Source organism: Candidatus Avelusimicrobium caledoniensis (assembly GCF_902756455.1).
GTDB classification, from domain to species: Bacteria; Elusimicrobiota; Elusimicrobia; order Elusimicrobiales; family Elusimicrobiaceae; genus Avelusimicrobium; species Avelusimicrobium caledoniense.
The window spans coordinates 1-15970 of the sequence record NZ_CACVRB010000014.1; the positions used below are offsets into that span (position 1 = coordinate 1).

A 15970-nucleotide genomic window follows, 5' to 3' on the forward strand; every position below is an offset into this window, starting at 1 on the left:
AAAATTTACAAACTCGCTACCCGCTCAAACATGTAAATTTCCTTTTCCGATTTGGCGCTTTTTGTAAACGGTGCTAAAGGGGCGGATAAACAACAAAAATATTACAGAATAACACGAAGTCCCTATTTGCAAAAGATAACATCATCAGCTTACAGAGGTTTGAGGCCTTATGCCCGGCCCGGCAAGGGCCTTGACAAATCAAAAAAAAAAACGATAATAAAGGGACGCAAAAAACAAAGGAGCAAACAATATGAAAAACATAAATAAAAATAAATGTCATTCCAAACTTGATTTGGAATCTCACCGCTTTCTAAAACGACAACAAGGTGAGACCCTGAATCAAGTTCAGGGTGACGTCTTATGTTATAACAACGCATTTACCCTCATTGAACTTTTAGTAGTCGTTCTCATCATCGGTATTTTGGCGGCGGTGGCACTCCCGCAGTATCAAAAAGCCGTGGAAAAATCTAAAGCCACGCAAGTAATGGCTCTTATAACATCCATAGGTGCCGCACAAGAGGCATACCGTTTGGCTAACGGAGATTATGCAACTTCATTTGATGAACTAAGTGTTGAGATTCCGTGGACAGGTAACTCCCGGTGGTGGAATAATGATAGTTATATTACAGATACTCGGTCTAATGGAAATTGGTCTATTCAGATGTTAAATGATAATGACATCGGAAACAAAGGTATTATTGCAGGGAAACTATCGGGGAAATTTGCTAATAAAGGAGGTTTAGTTTTCCTTTACCAATATGACCAAAATACAGCAGTACCCTTAAATCAACCGTTATGTATAGAACTGGCAGGCACAATTAGTCCCGGCGATTATTGCACAAAAGTACTCAACGCAACACTGGTACAGTCTGCGGCAATACGCTACTACACGTTACAACATTGAAAAACACGCCCCGCACAAAGCGGGGCGTGTCATTTACAAACTTGTCTGCAAACAACAAGTTAGAATGTGCCTAACTCCATTTGTTTGAAGAAGTCTTTATTAGACTTGGTAGACGACAATTTATCCAACACCATCGTCATCGCGTCCACCGGGCCGAGCGGAGCCAAGACTTTACGCATGATCCACACTTTGTTCAGTTCGTCCTCGCTTAAAAGCAAGTTTTCTTTACGTGTGGAACTGCGGTTGATATCCACCGCCGGGAAAATGCGCCGTTCGGAGAGTTTGCGGTCCAAGCACAGCTCGCTGTTGCCCGTACCTTTAAACTCTTCAAAAATCACTTCGTCCATGCGGCTGCCCGTTTCAATCATCGCCGTAGCAATAATGGTTAGCGAGCCGCCTTCTTCAATGTTACGCGCCGCACCCAAAAAGCGTTTGGGCTTTTGCAAAGACGTCGCTTCCAAACCGCCTGTGAGCACGCGCCCGGACGACGGAGCAACGGTGTTATAAGCGCGGGCCAAGCGGGTTAAGGAGTCTAGCAAAATCACCACATCTTTGCCCTGTTCGGCTAAACGCTTGGCTTTTTCAATGACCATTTCCGCTACTTGCACGTGACGGTCAGCCGGCTCGTCAAACGTAGATGCCACCACTTCGCCTTTGACACTGCGGCTCATATCGGTTACTTCTTCGGGGCGTTCGTCAATTAAAAGCACCATTAAAACGGCATCTTTATAATTTTCCGCAATAGAGTGCGCGATTGCCTGCAAAATCATCGTCTTACCGCTTTTGGGCGGAGCGACAATCAGCGCGCGTTGGCCTTTGCCAATCGGCGCAATGATATCAATGATACGCTGGGTCAGTGAGTTTTTATCCAGCTCCAACGTATAGCGTTCGTTGGGGTGAAGCGGTGTCAAGTTTTCAAAAAGCGGACGGTTGTAGATTTTATCGGAGTCAACGCCGTTTACTTTTTGTACTTGCAACATCGCAAAATAACGCTCGTTATCTTTAGGCGGACGAATTAAACCTTCTATCGTATCCCCTTTGCGTAGTCCAAAACGTTTGATTTGCGAAGGCGACACGTAAATATCTTCGCCGCCTGCTAAATAGTTGTTTTCTTCCGAGCGCAAAAAACCAAATCCGTCGGGCAGGATTTCCAACACGCCTCCACCGTACACAGAGCCGTTTTGCTTGGCCTGCACCGCTACAATGCGGCCGATGAGCTCTTGTTTGCGAAGGCCCGAAATGTCGTCAATGTTGTAATTGACGGCCAATTTCGTCAGTTCCGGCACGCTGAGTTTATTAAGTTCCCGCGCGTCCATAGGTTTAGCTCCGTTGGGTTGGCGCGGAGGCGTGTTCGGGCGCAAATTGTTTGTAGGCCGTTGGTACGGGCGATTCGTCCCTTGACGGGCGGGCCGCTCGGTTTTTGTCGGAGCGGAGGCGGTAGTTTGTGTTTTTGCTTCTTTTGTTGCTTTCTCGGCTTTGGCCGAAGAAGTTGTTTCTTCCATGATATTGACTCCTTTATTTTACGTACAAATTTTCAAGTGCGTTGTACAAGTAACCCGCTTTTTTTTGCAACGCTTGCGGGGTGGTATCATTAAAAATAGTAATATCGGCCCGGCCTATTTTTTCTGTTTCGCTCAGTTGTGTTTGGCGGCGGGACTGATAAACATCCGGTGAAATTCCGCGCGCCTGCAAACGCTTGGCCAATGTTTTCTCATCTGCCGTTACCAAAACGGTCAGATCCATTTTTTGCTCCCACCCGGCCTCAAATAAAAGCGGCACTTCAAAAACGGCCCACGGTTTTGGGCAAAGGGCCAGTTTTTCTTGGGCCAGTTGCCACACGCGCGGATGTAAAAGATTTTCTACTTTGTTACGGACTGCATCCGATTTAAAAATCGCATCTGCTACGTGCTTTGGCTCGGATGAGCCAACCCATTTTTCCAACTGCACGCGCACCGGATCCGTCCGGTATAACTCCCGCACTAACTCATCAGCACTCAGCGTACACGCGCCCAACCGAGTCAACTCTCTTAATACGGTACTTTTACCGCTGGCGATACTGCCCGTAAGCCCAACAAGATATTTGGGGAATTTTGTCATAGCGAAAGTTTGTCCAACTCGTACCAATTTTTACCCGCTTTGGCGGCGGCCAATAACGGCACACGCAATTTGACGGTATTTTCCATTAAACTCTTAATATGTGCCGCTGTTTGCGACAACGTCGCTTGCGGCACTTCAAATAAAAGTTCGTCGTGTACCTGCATGGTCATTTGCACGGGAGAATTACGGTACGCGTTAAACACATCAATCATCGCTTTTTTAATAATATCGGCCGAGCCGCCCTGTACAATCGTATTGATAGCGGCACGTTGGGCAAACGATGCCATAGATCCGACGCCCATGTTAAACTCCGGTAAATAACGTATATGCCCCAACATCGTTTTAACATATCCGTTTTGGCGTGCTAGAGCGATATGTTCATCAATCCACTGCCGCACTACCCGGAAGTTCTTAAAATAATTATCTATATATTCTTTGGCTTCCCGCATAGAAATGCCTAACGCTTGGGAAAGCCCCATAGGACCTTGCCCATAAATGATACCAAAATTGATGGCTTTTGCACTAGAGCGCATCTCGGGGGTAACCAGTAGCGGCATGACGCCAAACACTTGCGCGGCGGTTTGCGTGTGGATATCTCCGCCGTCTAAAAATGCTTGGATAAGCACCGGGTCTTGGCTTTCGTGCGCTAGCACGCGCAAGTCAATTTGCGAATAGTCCACGCTGAGCATCACGTTTCCCGGCGCGGCACAGAAGGCCTTGCGCAGTTGGCGGCCTTTTTCCGTACGCACGGGGATATTTTGCAAGTTCGGGCTGGAACTGGATAAACGCCCCGTTACCGTGCCGGTCTGGTCCAGATACGAGTGAACTTTATTTTCTTCGTCTGCCATTAAGAGCAAATTATCCACATAGGCAGATTTTAATTTTGCATTGGAACGATAGTCTAAAATCTCTTGGGCAATCGGATACGTTTGTGCGAGTTGCACCAGCACTTCTTCGTCGGTAGAATAGCCGGTTTTCGTGCGCTTAACGGGTGGAATTTGCATTTGTTCAAACAGGAGCGTTCCCAACTGTTTGGTGGAGTTGATATTAACGGTATAACCCGCACGCGTATCAATAGATTTTTGCAGCTGTTCCAATTCTTTTTCCAAAATTACTTGGAAACTTTGCAAAAACCCCGGGTCAATGCGAAGTCCGGTAAATTCCATGTCAGATAGCACCATCATCAACGGCAATTCCAATGTATGGAACAACTCATACTGTTTGCTTTCTTTGAGTTTTTTGGTTAGTTCGTCTTGCAACGCAAAGCCAAAACGGTTGTACGCACGCATAAGTTCTTGCGGGTCTTCTTCGTTAATGCGGGTAGAAAAATAATCGGCACACGCCCCGGAAAAACTTAAATCTCCCGACGGATTTAATAAATACCGCGCCAGCCGCCCGTCAAAACAGTTGATAAATTGACCGTGCACGTTGATATCCAATTCGCGCAAGGTAAGTTTTAAATCGTAACCCGATTTTTCCACCGCGTCGTTTTGGACTAATTTTTTCAGTGCGTCTTGCTCCCACGGTTGAATTTCCCCCACCGGCACCAACGCAAATTCTTGCGGGCTCAGCCCCAAAAGCAGTTGTTCCTCCTGCGCGTGTAAAAACACACGCTTGGCGGCAGGCGCTTTTTCCAACGCCTGTGCCAAAGTCAGCTGGGTAACCGCCGTTTCTTGCACCACAGGTTGCGCTTGCACGGTGGTCGGTTGCTCTAGCAAATCTAACAAGTTTTTAAATTCGTACTGGGCAAACAAATCCGCCAACGCTTGCCGTTGGGGCATACGCACGCGGTAATCATCCAGCGCAAAAGGCATATCCAAATTATTGTCAAAAACAACCAACTGCTTAGATAAAAGCGCCTCGCCCTCGTGCTCTAATAATTTTTTGGCAAGGGCCGGTTTAATATCCGGATTGTCGTTATGGGCTGCGCGCAAAATATCGGATAAATGCCCGAATTTTTCTATCAGCTCTACGGCACTTTTGGGGCCCACGCCGCGCACACCGGGGATGTTGTCCGCACTATCGCCAACAATAGCAAAATAGTCCGGTAAAAACTCTACGCTTACGCCAAATTTTTCATTGGCAGCTTCCGGCCCTTTAAACCCGTCTTTTCCCCCCGCAGGCCATAAGTGGATAAAATCATTTAAAAATTGGTAGACGTCTTTATCCGTGGTAGCCAGCACACTGGACACTTGTTCTTTAGCGGCTTGTGTGGCCAAAAAAGCCATTAAATCATCTGCTTCAATACCCGGCTTGGCCACGACGGCAAGCCCCAGCCGGGCCACCAAGTCGCGCGCCAAATTAAGTTGGCTAATCAAAGCGTCATCGGGTTTTTTACGTGTTCCTTTATACGTGGGCAATAGGGCTTTGCGCCGCGCACAACCACCGGGCGAATCAAAACAAACCGCCACGTAGGCCGGGTGGTGTTCTTTAAGCATTTTAAGCAGCCACCGCACAAACCCGTACAACGCGCCGACTTCCTGCCCGGCAGAAGTCGTCAGTTTAGGTAGCGCATGATAATTACGGTGTAAGAAGTTATGCGCGTCTATTAAAAAAAATTGGGGTGAAAAAAGAGTTGTCATGATTTGTGTATTTCGGCGGGAAGAAAACAACCGTTGCGGGGCGTCCCCCGCAACGGCTTATATGTCACGCAAGCAAAGCGTCCAGTTTTTCTTGCAAGGCCGATTTAGATTGTAAGCCAACCGCTTGGGCAGCTACCTGACCGCCTTTGAAAAACAAAATCGTCGGTACGGAAGAAATGCGGTATTTGGCACTGGTTTGAGGTCCTTGATCGGTATCCAACTTGCACACTTTGACCTTACCGGCATAGTCGTTAGCCAATTCTTCCACTACCGGGGCTAACATACGGCACGGGCCGCACCACGTGGCCCAAAAATCTACCATAACCGGTTCTTTGGCATTAAGGACTTCCGTTTCAAAATTTTCATCTGTAATAATTACTTCGCTCATACTTCCCCCTTACTAGTTAATAAAGTTTCTCTATTCATAAGAGTATCAAGTGGCAAAGGGGCTTGTCAAGCAGTTTTTTCATTCGTTCAAATGTGCTACAATGGGAACAAGAGGGGAATTGTATGACCAGTAACACCAAAGAAAAGATTATTTGCATTACTTCGCCGGTGGACCGCACCTATTACCGCGCCATGGCCGTAGCCAAAGAATTTGTAGACCGGGAACAAAACGTGGTAAATACCGTTGGCACTTTGCCTGACGGAGAAGTGTGCGAGTTTACGGTCAATTCGCTGACGGTTAAACACCTAAAAGACGGCAAACTAAACGGCAAATTGGAAGTGCGTAACTTAACCGACGGGACGGTATCATTCAGCGAAGAATATGAAAACGGTGTGCTCAAACAAATCCAACAGAACACCCCTGCCACCACCGTTGCCGCACCCAAACACGAAGGCACCACCCTCAAAACTTCCAAAGGCACACACTCGTTTTATTGTAACGGTAAAGAAGTGGCCGAAGAAACTATTTCGTCCAACGGCATATCGTTGGAATTACTGGGTAACATTCCGGACGGCGAAGTAAAAGAATTTAATGAGAAAGACCAAGTCATTACTATCGCCCATTATAAGAGCAACAAACTAAACGGCGAGCTGATCCGCTATACCGACACCGGCCAAGAAATCGTACACGAAAACTACGAAAACGGTTTTCTGCAAGGAGACGCGGTCTATTTTACATTTACCCAACGCGGCACATGGACCACTAAATGCAGTTATAAAAATTCCCGCTTAAACGGCGAACGGACACTTACCCAACAAAACGGCACGTTGCGTTGCCGCGAATTTTACAAAAACGGTCATTTGAGCGGTCCGCGGGTGTGCTATTATTCTAACGGAAACAAAGAACGTGAAGAAAATTACAGCGACGGTAAACTCAGCGGCAAACGCGAAATGTTTTTTGTGGACGGCAAACTGTGGTACCGGGAAAATTACACAAGCGGCCGTTTAGACGGGGAACGGTTGTGCTTCTTCCCCAACGGGAAAGTATATTTGGAAGAGTTTTACGCAGACGGCCTGTTAGAAGGCCACCGCAATATGTATAACGAAGAAGGATCTCTACTGACCAGCGAAGAATATCACTGGGGCTCCTTGGTGCATAATACGGAGCGGAAAAAGTTATGAGAGTCACGCGGTTCTGCCCCGCTAAAGTAAATCTATTTTTGGAAGTAACCGGCAAACGCTCCAACGGCTACCACGAACTAGCCACCTTATTTGCCAAAATCAAACTGGGCGACGAACTAACTCTAACTATTGAACCCGCCCCAGAAACATCCCTTTCGCTTACACTTAGCGGCCCGGTGGGCAAACGGTTACGGGCCGATGAAACGAATTTAGTGTGCCGGGCGGCACGCGGTTTTTTGGAACATTTTAAATTAAGCGCCCGCGTAGAAATGCACCTACACAAACGCGTGCCGACAGGCGCGGGACTAGGCGGCGGCTCATCCGATGCCGCGGGCACACTACTGGCTTTATGTGATGCCTTTCAAAAAAACAAAACCGAATTACTGCCATTGGCCGCCACGCTGGGAGCCGACGTGCCTTTATTTATGTACGAAGAGCCGTTTTTAAAAGGCGAAGGTATCGGCGAAATTTTAACGCCCGTATCTACTTGTGGCCGGTTACCGTGGCTGGTGCTTATTTATCCCAACGCATTTATTTCTACCAAAATGGTCTTTGGTAATTTTGTATTGCCTTCAAAAACAGAAATGGACAAAAATGTCGCGCGGCTAACCCAACTGATTCATTGTGTGGAACAAGCACGTCCGCTCACTGATTGGAAAGATTTTTTATTTAACCGCTTGGAAGAGAATGTGGCGTCTGTTTCCCGTCCGGTGCAACAGGCCTTGACCGATTTGAAAAAGGCCGGAGCAAAGGCGGTGTTGATGTCCGGCTCGGGATCTACGGTATTTGCGTTGACCGAAACAGCCGACGAGGCGGAATCTTTGGCCCGGCAAGTTTGCAGCCACGAACGCACGGTATTTTGCACGCCGTTTTATATTCCCTCTACCGCCGGACAGAAATAAAAGGGCTTTACACACCCGCCCGAAAGGTGGTATAATAGTTGTAGGTGAAATTCACACCAACAGTTTCACTTCCGGATGGTGAAATGGTATCACTACTGGTTTTGGTCCAGTCATTCTAGGTTCGAGTCCTAGTCCGGAAAAAATTAAACCCCCGCGAAAGCGGGGGTTAATTTTTTGCGGAAGAAGGCCACCTGCGTGGCCTTCGTCTAGGACTCCGGGTGGGCAAGGCGTTCTGTTTGCTCTATTGCGTTTAGCCGTTTTTGTGTAAGACGGCTAGGCAAAAAAGTGAAGTCTATGTAATCATAGACGAGCTTTTTTAACAACGCCGGATAGCAAAAACGGCTAAACCCTGCGGGCCGCGTCCTTTTCACTAGGCACGCACAAAATAAACTACGCGTTACCCTAAAAAGTCCAGCGGCGCAAAGGCAAAAAGAACGTCTTGCCCACCCCAGCTCGCAGCGATGTACGAGTTTTGCCGTCAGGCAAAGGCGAGTACCGCGAGCCCGGCCTGCAGGAAAACTCCGTCAGGAGTTTTACCGGAAGGCGAGTCCTAGTTTATTTATAAAACAAATCTATTTATTACTTTCATTTCTGCTCATTTTTGCTCCGGCAAACAATGGTCTATTTTCGTCGGGGCACCAAATTTTGGTTGACAAATCAAAAAAAAAAACGATAATAAAGAGTCAGTAAAAAAACAAGGAGCAAACAACATGAAAAGTAACAAAGCATTTACCCTCATTGAACTCTTAGTCGTGGTCCTCATCATTGGCATTTTGGCGGCGGTAGCTCTGCCGCAATATCAAAAAGTAGTAGAAAAATCACGTGCCACACAGGCCCTCACGCTACTTAAAAGTGTTGGCCAAGCGATGGAAGCCCATCATTTAGCCAGCGGGGAGTGGGCGACCTCTTTTGATGAACTTGCGATAGATATTCCTCTGACAGGAAACACGCAATTTATTCCGGGAGACTCCGTAAAGGATACCCGGTCCAATAACGACTGGTCATTACAACTGGAACACTGGGAGGGATATATTTCGTTGCACATTGCCCGTATAACCGGTAAATATAAAGGAGCCGGATTTTACATAGCGTTTCAAAATCCAACCGAAACCGCTTCACAAAAAATAGTGTGTATAGAAAGAATAAGTTCCGCTAATTTTCTCTTTGACACTTCTTTGCCGCCGGGATCTTTTTGCGAAAAAATTATGCAAGGATCTTTAACAACCGTGGGAACATATGGTCGTTACTATAATTTACCTTACTAATTTCTTCTGTAAAATTTGTTTATCGGTAGCAAGCAACAACGGCACAAACATAATGTTTGTGCCGTTGTTATTTGCGCCAATAAGATGATTACGCGGCTTTGTGCTCGTATTTAAAGCAAACGGTAAACAGTATCGCCACCACGAGCGCAAACCCCGCAAACACAAACCACGCGTGGCTCCACCCTTGCATAATCGTTTGCGAAAGAGCCGGCGGATAAACGCCGTCTACCATCAAGGCCGGGTTTAAGTGAGAATTAACCAACGCGTTAATCACTTTCTGCGCCAGTAACGAGCCAATCGTCGCACCGAAACCGTTTGTCATCAAAATAAATACTCCTTGCGCGCTGGAGCGGATAGACGGGTCGGTTTCCTGGTCCACAAACAGCGAGCCGGAAATATTGAAAAAATCAAACGCCACCCCGTACACAATCATAGACGCCACGAGTAGCACAATGCCCAGTGCCGTAGACGGGTTGCCAAGCCCCAAAAACCCAAAGCGAAGCACCCACGCAAGCATACTAATCAGCATTACTTTTTTAATACCGTAGCGTTTTAAGAAAAACGGAATCAGCAAAATACAAAGCGTTTCCGACATTTGCGACAACGAAATCAAGGCGTTAGCGTTGTTGGCCCCCCACGAGCCGGTAAAACCGTCTAACGAGTTAAACCCGGTGATAAACGGACCCGCAAAACCGTTAGTTACTTGCAACGACATACCTAGCAACATGGAAAATATAAAGAAAATCGCCATTTTCTTTTGCTTAAATAACGCAAACGCTTTTAAGCCCAAAGCGTCGGCCAGCGTTTTGCTTTCGCCTTGCGACACCGGGCAGTTCGGGAGCGTCAAACAATAGCCCGCCAAGATTACGCCCAGCACCGCAGAAAAATACCATTGTGTATAACTGCCTTGAAAATGGGCAAAGTTCGTGGTGAGCATCGCGCAGATAAAACCCACCGTGCCGAACACACGGATCGGCGGGAACACTTTAACCGTATCTAACCCTTGTTGGCGCAGTGCCGTATAAGCCACCGAGTTGGAAAGCGCGAGCGTAGGCATATAAAACGCCACACTTAACGTGTAGCACGTGAACAAACTGCAAAAACAAATTGTCTGTTGGGAGCCGTAATACGCCGCCCCGGCCATAAACACCGCCGCCAAAAAGTGACACAAGGCCAACATCTTTTGGGCGGACACCCAACGGTCGGCAATAATACCGATTACCGCCGGCATAAACAAAGAGACGATCCCCTGTACCGCATAAAACCAACCGATATGCTCAGCCAGTCCCACGCCAAACAGAAACGTCCCCATAGACGTCAAATAAGCTCCCCATACGGCGAACTGGAGGAAATTCATCACCGTCAAACGAGTTTTAATATACATAGCTCTCCTTACACGCACAACACGAGTTTTTCCGGCACGCCTACGTCCGGCATACCGTTAAAACTATTGTACAAAAAAAGCTATAATATAGGAAATTTACCCGGCCCCGCGCCGAAAAGGAGAAAATTATGGCCGATTACAGCTTTGACATTGTGTCCAAAGTGGACCTAAACGTCATTAGCGAAGCCGTCAGCGCCGCTAATAAAGAAATTGCCAACCGCTACGATTTTAAAGGCACGTCGTCTTCCATTGAGCTCAACCAAAAAGACAACGAATTAAAACTCGCCTCCAGTGATGAGTTCAAAGTAAACACTTTGCGCGATATTATTTTCACGCGTATTGCCAAACGCGGCATCCCGCTTAAAAACATGCTCCCGCAAAAAATTGAATCTGCCTTAGGCGGCAATGCTAAACAAACCGTCAAAATACAGCAAGGCATTCCGGCGGAAAAAGCCAAGCAGATTTCCAAAGCCATTAAAGACGCTAAACTCAAAGTCAGCGCGTCTATTCAGGGCGACCAGTTGCGTGTATCGTCCAAATCAAAAGATGAACTCCAAAATACCATGGCGTTACTTCGCGGCCAAGATTTTGGCGTAGAACTCCAATTTACAAATTACAGGTAAACTTATGAAAAAACTAACACTTACGCTACTTATCAGCACGTTTGGCCTGTGCGCTTGGGCAACCAATGCACAAGACGCGCTGAACTTTTACAAACAGGAACTTACTTCCTTCCCCACGCAAAATTCCCGCGCCACACGCGCCTATGCCGTCGCGCTAGCAGACGGACTTCAAACGTGGTTGCAACAAAACGAAAAACACGCTTCCACCCCCGAAGTATTATTGTGGCAAGCCCGCTTGTTTACGCAGGCAGGCCGGAACGGACAAGCGTTGGTTACCTTATTTAAGCTACGCTATATGTTCCCGCAAACCGACCGCACGCAACTGACTTCTATTTGGGGCGAAAACATTAACGTTATTGACTACAAACTACAAGACAGCGCCACCCAGCTCTTTGCGCAAGGTCCGACCGAAAAGGCTGCGTTTGTGGAACAGAAAGAGGCCGAAATGCTTTATGCATTATCCAAACTGTCCGGGGACGAATTTTATCCGGCCGCCGCGCAAGCGTTTGAAAATTTCTTTGTACGCCACCCGTTCTACGAAAGAAACAACGAAGTAGAACTTTGGTACGGCGATTTGCACCGCGGCAACAAAAACTATCTGGCGGCGATTGCGCAGTATAAAAAAGCCGATGCGCTCTATCCGAACTCGCCCTATAAAGCGGCCAGCTTGCGTTTAATTGGCGACATTTACGCCGATAACCTCAAAAACACCGCCGCCGCTACGGAAGCTTATACCACGGTGTTGCGCTTGTACCCGAACTCGTCCGAAACAGGCATTGTGTATAAACACATGGCTATTTTAGATGAAAACAACAAACAATACGACAGCGCCCTTATCAATTACGACAAAGCCATTGAACTCTTAGGCGATTCTTCTGCCGTGTACGAAGCATACCGCGGCAAAGCTGATGTATATACCAAAACCAACCAACACGAAAACGCCTATAACGTGTTACACCGCGCGGCAGAACTGTCCAACATTTCCAAAGAACAAGCCGCCGATGCGTTGGCCGAAGCTGCCAAAATCGCACATAAAAAACTAAAAGACGAAACAAAATATGTCCAATCGTTGGAAAAAGCGGTATTACTCGCCCCTAACGATCCGAAAACAGCCCAACGGATGTGCGAAATCGGCGATTCGTACACCAAGCAAGGCAAATTAGCCAAAGCACAAGAAGTATATAAAAAGCTGATTTTGCAATTCCCTACCAGCAAATATGCCTCCAGTGCACAAGGCAAATTAACCCGCTTGCAAAATACAAAATAAGCGAAATAAATTTGCAAAACCCCCGCTTTTTAAAGCGGGGGTTTTTAAATGCAAAATCAAAACGGGATCTATTCGTCCGTAGGGGACAATTCAAAAGAAATATCAAACCCGACTAAACGGGATAGTTCCGCGTCGTTAAATTTAAGGATACGGTCCGGCAAATCGCCAAAGGCCCAATTTTTACTTTTACGGTTTATGTTTACCACCAACGTCTGCGGCCCGGCAAAAACATCTCCCAGCGAATAAGGCCCTCCATATTCCAAATGTCCGCCACCCGCATAAATGATAAATAATGCCTGCGGATAAAGTTCCCGGTAACGGTTTAATGTATTAAGCCAATGCGCGTTACGAATGCGGACTCCTTCCACAGAGGTCCAAATATCGGTAGGGAATTTGGCAATTTCGCCAGACAAGTTATGCGGAAATACAAAGTGTGTATTGTTAATACCCATCACAAATTCCGGCTCTAAGCCAACCACCTCTATACCGGCCTGTTGCGCGGCCTGCCATACGGGCAGGTATTGCGACAGATGTTTGGTTATTTGGCAACTTTTCCACGGTTCCCTTTCATATAAAAATTCGGTAAACAGTAATACTTTCCGGCCGGACTTGCCTAACTCCCCCATTAGTTTAACTACCTCGCGTTGCACACAAGGTTGTTCGTGTTCTTCTCCTACAAGTAAATAACGATGTTGGTCGGTTATTTGTCCGGCTAACCACGCCATATCTTGTTCGGCCGGGTGTGCCAATGTCTCTTTCACGGCGTAAAATTCATTGATTCTGCGAGCAAATTCTTTCTCTTGCCTATCTAAAATGGGCAACCATTTGCGTATCTCCAAATTATGCTTAGCCAAAAAATAATCCGGTAAATTTTCTTTTTTCAAAAACGAAGCATGCGGGTACACGTCCGTTGGCAAAAAGTCGGCTAGCGCAAGCCCCGAACTTCTTATCATGTGCATGGAACCGTCTGCCCCCACGACCATAGCTTGCCTTTGGTATCTGCGGCTGGGAGCCGTCCATACCAAACCCAGTTCATAGTGATTTTGTTTCTGCATGGCCCGTCTGTATGTTTCGTTAACCCGCCGGGCAAGTTGGGCCGATAAATCAGCCGGAGCGGCATGGGAAAAATTTTTAGGCAGTTTGAGTCGTTTGGGAAACGGTTGCGCAAAAACCGTTAGCGTGACTAACCCCACCCAAATAAGCGGGAGTAAAATTTTGATCAATGTATGTAAACGGATACGTGCCATGGCAACCTCTTTAAAAATTGTATCAAACCCCTACGTAAAAAAGCATGGGCCTTTGGACCTGTTTTTACGTGCTATAAAGGCCCACGCAAAAAGAGTCGGCAAATGTCGCAAACACACACGAAGTTCCCCTTATAGAACATAACATCACAAACAAACGGAGGTTTGAGGCCTTTGGCGGCCCGCAGGGCCCCGGCGAGCACGCGTTGCAGAATAACACGAAGTCCCTTTTGCGAAAGATAACATCGTATGCAAACAGAGGTTCAAGGCCTTATGCCTGCCCCCGGCAAGGGGGTTGACAAATCAAAAAAAAAAACGATAATAAAGGGACGGAAAAAAACAGCAAGGAGCAAACAATATGAAAAACACACAAGCATTTACACTAATAGAATTGTTGGTGGTAGTTTTAATCATCGGCATACTCGCGGCGGTAGCATTGCCACAATACCAAAAAGCCGTATGGAAAAGCCGGTTTACTCAGGCCAAAACAATAGCCAAAACTATCGCACAAGCCGAAGAAGCATATTATTTGGCCAACGGGAAATATACTGCCGATATAGATGAGTTAGCTGTGGATCTGGCAACTGTAAGCAGGACCCTCGGAGAGGAAGGGACTTACACGCTTGCGTTTAAGTGGGGAAAATGCTCCTTAATAGCATGGGCTAGCGGTCGTAGTGACATCCAATGTTTTATAAAGAAAAATACAAATACAGAATACTTAGGATATGTACACAATTTTACACACAGCAAATGGTCAAACGGTAACATTGTCATGGACGACGCTATTTTATGTATAGCTCAAAAAGATGACAACATAGCCAGCCAGATTTGCATGGCTGATACACAAAGCACTTCAAAAAATAGTTTTGGGTTAAATACAGATTATTGGAAATATGCAAACTGATTTTTTCTTTCAAAAAAACTCCCCCGTAGAGACGGGGGAGTTTTTTGTTTGCGAAAAAAGTCCTTGACAAATCAAAAAAAAAAACGATAATAAAGGGACGGAAAAAATATAAGGAGCAAACAACATGAAAAATACAAATAAAAATAAATGTCATTCCAAACTTGATTTGGAATCTCACCGCTTTCTAAAACGACAACAAGGTGAGATCCTTAAGTCAGTTCAGGATGACGTCTTTTTTAATTATAACGCATTTACGCTTATTGAATTATTAGTCGTTGTACTTATCATCGGCATTTTGGCCGCGGTCGCGCTCCCGCAATACCAAAAAGCCGTATGGAAGGCACGTTTCGCCCAAGCCAAAACATTAGCAAAAAGTTTGGCCGATGCCGAAGAAATTTATTACATGGCTAATGGAACATACACAACCGATTTTGATGAACTGGATATTGAAATTGCTAATAATAGAATAATAAGCTCCGAAGCAGGCACCGCCACCCTATCGGCCGCGTGGGGAGTTTGCATGCTAGTCAACTTTGAAAACGGAAGGAAAAACGTCCAATGTTTCGTACATAAAAATGGGTATAATTATTTAGGATATTTAAAAAATTTTGCACACAGCCACTGGAGCAACGGCAACGACGGTAATGTTTTTGAAAGCGGAGTTGCCGCCTGTATTGCTTCACAAGAAGATAATATCAACAGCCAAATTTGTGCAGCCGAAACAGGGGATCCCCATAAAAAAAGCTGGGGCGAAACAAGTAAGTGGTGGAAATATCAAAATTAAACCTATAAATTGTTCTTTGCAAAACAGCCCCCGCAAATTTTGCGGGGGCTGTTATTTAAATAGACGGACGGTTTATTTCCCGGCGCCGCAGCATTTTTTGTATTTTTTGCCGCTGCCACACGGACACGGATCGTTGCGGCCGATACGCGGCCCCTCGTGCACAACCGTTTCCACCTTGGGGATATTGGCTCCCTCTTGGCGCAGTTCTTCTTCGTGTTCCTTCATCCATTTTTTCATTTGGCGGATACTTTTAAAATCTACGCCGTCTTGTTCCATGCGTTTGGCAATATCAATAAAGCGCTTTTTGACTTCCGGGTCCTTTAACTTACCTTTAAACATCGCCGGGAGCGCATCAATTTCGCGTTCAATACGCTCCTCAATAGTTTCCTTTTTATTCGGCGTGCCGGACGCACCGCCTTTTTTCTTAAACGGATTCCAAATCATA

At 46.4% G+C, this 15970-nt stretch carries 15 protein-coding genes; 8 read left to right on the forward strand and 7 right to left on the reverse strand.

The genetic code is table 11. The annotated features are described in order from the left end of the window. The first annotated feature begins 250 nt into the window (after window positions 1-250). Window positions 251-904, forward strand: a complete 654-nt coding sequence (locus ACQY2W_RS04020) for a type IV pilin protein (RefSeq protein ID WP_428049619.1) — start codon at window positions 251-253, stop codon at window positions 902-904. A 59-nt stretch (window positions 905-963) separates the two neighbouring features. Here ACQY2W_RS04020 and rho read toward each other — a convergent pair whose 3' ends face one another. The 4 genes from rho to trxA all read right to left on the reverse strand — a co-directional run bounded on the left by rho (window position 964) and on the right by trxA (window position 5971). Next, the gene (gene rho / locus ACQY2W_RS04025; RefSeq protein ID WP_428049906.1) at window positions 964-2220 is read right to left on the reverse strand and encodes a transcription termination factor Rho; all 1257 of its coding nucleotides are present in this window, start codon (window positions 2218-2220) and stop codon (window positions 964-966) included. Window positions 2221-2419: 199 nt separating this feature from the next. Continuing rightward, complete coding sequence (gene coaE / locus ACQY2W_RS04030; RefSeq protein ID WP_428049621.1) at window positions 2420-3001, reverse strand: dephospho-CoA kinase; 582 nt, start codon at window positions 2999-3001, stop codon at window positions 2420-2422. After that, the gene (polA, locus tag ACQY2W_RS04035) at window positions 2998-5583 is read right to left on the reverse strand and encodes a DNA polymerase I (protein WP_428049623.1); all 2586 of its coding nucleotides are present in this window, start codon (window positions 5581-5583) and stop codon (window positions 2998-3000) included. Before polA ends, coaE begins: the two co-directional genes overlap by 4 nt. 64 nt (window positions 5584-5647) lie before the next feature. Then, window positions 5648-5971 carry a thioredoxin gene (trxA, locus tag ACQY2W_RS04040; protein WP_428049625.1) on the reverse strand — a complete coding sequence of 108 codons (324 nt, stop codon included), beginning with the start codon at window positions 5969-5971 and terminating at the stop codon, window positions 5648-5650. A 122-nt stretch (window positions 5972-6093) separates the two neighbouring features. Here trxA and ACQY2W_RS04045 point away from each other — a divergent pair, with 122 nt between their 5' ends. The 3 genes from ACQY2W_RS04045 to ACQY2W_RS04055 all read left to right on the forward strand — a co-directional run bounded on the left by ACQY2W_RS04045 (window position 6094) and on the right by ACQY2W_RS04055 (window position 9319). Further along, window positions 6094-7152 carry a toxin-antitoxin system YwqK family antitoxin gene (locus ACQY2W_RS04045; protein WP_428049627.1) on the forward strand — a complete coding sequence of 353 codons (1059 nt, stop codon included), beginning with the start codon at window positions 6094-6096 and terminating at the stop codon, window positions 7150-7152. Beyond that, window positions 7149-8054 carry a 4-(cytidine 5'-diphospho)-2-C-methyl-D-erythritol kinase gene (gene ispE, locus ACQY2W_RS04050; protein ID WP_428049629.1) on the forward strand — a complete coding sequence of 302 codons (906 nt, stop codon included), beginning with the start codon at window positions 7149-7151 and terminating at the stop codon, window positions 8052-8054. Before ACQY2W_RS04045 ends, ispE begins: the two co-directional genes overlap by 4 nt. 710 nt (window positions 8055-8764) lie before the next feature. Then, complete coding sequence (locus ACQY2W_RS04055; RefSeq protein WP_428049631.1) at window positions 8765-9319, forward strand: type IV pilin protein; 555 nt, start codon at window positions 8765-8767, stop codon at window positions 9317-9319. Window positions 9320-9407: 88 nt separating this feature from the next. Here the strand turns inward: ACQY2W_RS04055 and ACQY2W_RS04060 are convergent, their stop codons facing one another. Then, on the reverse strand, window positions 9408-10703 hold the full coding sequence (locus ACQY2W_RS04060; RefSeq protein ID WP_428049633.1) for an MFS transporter: 1296 nt from the start codon (window positions 10701-10703) through the stop codon (window positions 9408-9410). 128 nt (window positions 10704-10831) lie between these two features. Between ACQY2W_RS04060 and ACQY2W_RS04065 the strand changes: the two genes are divergently transcribed. After that, a complete protein-coding gene (locus ACQY2W_RS04065) occupies window positions 10832-11326 on the forward strand; it encodes a YajQ family cyclic di-GMP-binding protein (RefSeq protein ID WP_428049635.1) in 495 nt (164 codons plus the stop codon). A gap of 4 nt (window positions 11327-11330) precedes the next feature. Further along, window positions 11331-12593, forward strand: coding sequence for a tetratricopeptide repeat protein (locus tag ACQY2W_RS04070; RefSeq protein WP_428049637.1), 1263 nt, complete (start codon window positions 11331-11333; stop codon window positions 12591-12593). Between the two features lie 68 nt (window positions 12594-12661). On the opposite strand, the gene ACQY2W_RS04075 is transcribed toward ACQY2W_RS04070, so the two are convergent. Continuing rightward, a complete protein-coding gene (locus tag ACQY2W_RS04075) occupies window positions 12662-13840 on the reverse strand; it encodes a hypothetical protein (RefSeq protein ID WP_428049639.1) in 1179 nt (392 codons plus the stop codon). Window positions 13841-14195: 355 nt separating this feature from the next. On the opposite strand from ACQY2W_RS04075, the gene ACQY2W_RS04080 reads away from it, so the two are divergent. Together ACQY2W_RS04080 and ACQY2W_RS04085 are read left to right on the forward strand one after the other, a co-directional pair. Further along, entirely contained in the window at window positions 14196-14741 is a 546-nt protein-coding gene (locus tag ACQY2W_RS04080) for a type IV pilin protein (protein WP_428049641.1), read from the forward strand. A 124-nt stretch (window positions 14742-14865) separates the two neighbouring features. Further along, a complete protein-coding gene (locus tag ACQY2W_RS04085) occupies window positions 14866-15525 on the forward strand; it encodes a type IV pilin protein (RefSeq protein WP_428049643.1) in 660 nt (219 codons plus the stop codon). A 72-nt stretch (window positions 15526-15597) separates the two neighbouring features. Here ACQY2W_RS04085 and ACQY2W_RS04090 read toward each other — a convergent pair whose 3' ends face one another. Then, the gene (locus ACQY2W_RS04090) at window positions 15598-15969 is read right to left on the reverse strand and encodes an SEC-C metal-binding domain-containing protein (protein WP_428049645.1); all 372 of its coding nucleotides are present in this window, start codon (window positions 15967-15969) and stop codon (window positions 15598-15600) included. Between the last annotated feature and the right edge of the window lies 1 nt (window position 15970).

Bases quoted from the DNA above. Each gene is read 5' to 3' on its own strand.
- ACQY2W_RS04020 (WP_428049619.1), top strand. From the start codon at position 251: ATGAAAAACATAAATAAAAATAAATGTCATTCCAAACTTGATTTGGAA.
- rho (WP_428049906.1), bottom strand. From the start codon at position 2,220: ATGGACGCGCGGGAACTTAATAAACTCAGCGTGCCGGAACTGACGAAA.
- coaE (WP_428049621.1), bottom strand. From the start codon at position 3,001: ATGACAAAATTCCCCAAATATCTTGTTGGGCTTACGGGCAGTATCGCC.
- polA (WP_428049623.1), bottom strand. From the start codon at position 5,583: ATGACAACTCTTTTTTCACCCCAATTTTTTTTAATAGACGCGCATAAC.
- trxA (WP_428049625.1), bottom strand. From the start codon at position 5,971: ATGAGCGAAGTAATTATTACAGATGAAAATTTTGAAACGGAAGTCCTT.
- ACQY2W_RS04045 (WP_428049627.1), top strand. From the start codon at position 6,094: ATGACCAGTAACACCAAAGAAAAGATTATTTGCATTACTTCGCCGGTG.
- ispE (WP_428049629.1), top strand. From the start codon at position 7,149: ATGAGAGTCACGCGGTTCTGCCCCGCTAAAGTAAATCTATTTTTGGAA.
- ACQY2W_RS04055 (WP_428049631.1), top strand. From the start codon at position 8,765: ATGAAAAGTAACAAAGCATTTACCCTCATTGAACTCTTAGTCGTGGTC.
- ACQY2W_RS04060 (WP_428049633.1), bottom strand. From the start codon at position 10,703: ATGTATATTAAAACTCGTTTGACGGTGATGAATTTCCTCCAGTTCGCC.
- ACQY2W_RS04065 (WP_428049635.1), top strand. From the start codon at position 10,832: ATGGCCGATTACAGCTTTGACATTGTGTCCAAAGTGGACCTAAACGTC.
- ACQY2W_RS04070 (WP_428049637.1), top strand. From the start codon at position 11,331: ATGAAAAAACTAACACTTACGCTACTTATCAGCACGTTTGGCCTGTGC.
- ACQY2W_RS04075 (WP_428049639.1), bottom strand. From the start codon at position 13,840: ATGGCACGTATCCGTTTACATACATTGATCAAAATTTTACTCCCGCTT.
- ACQY2W_RS04080 (WP_428049641.1), top strand. From the start codon at position 14,196: ATGAAAAACACACAAGCATTTACACTAATAGAATTGTTGGTGGTAGTT.
- ACQY2W_RS04085 (WP_428049643.1), top strand. From the start codon at position 14,866: ATGAAAAATACAAATAAAAATAAATGTCATTCCAAACTTGATTTGGAA.
- ACQY2W_RS04090 (WP_428049645.1), bottom strand. From the start codon at position 15,969: ATGATTTGGAATCCGTTTAAGAAAAAAGGCGGTGCGTCCGGCACGCCG.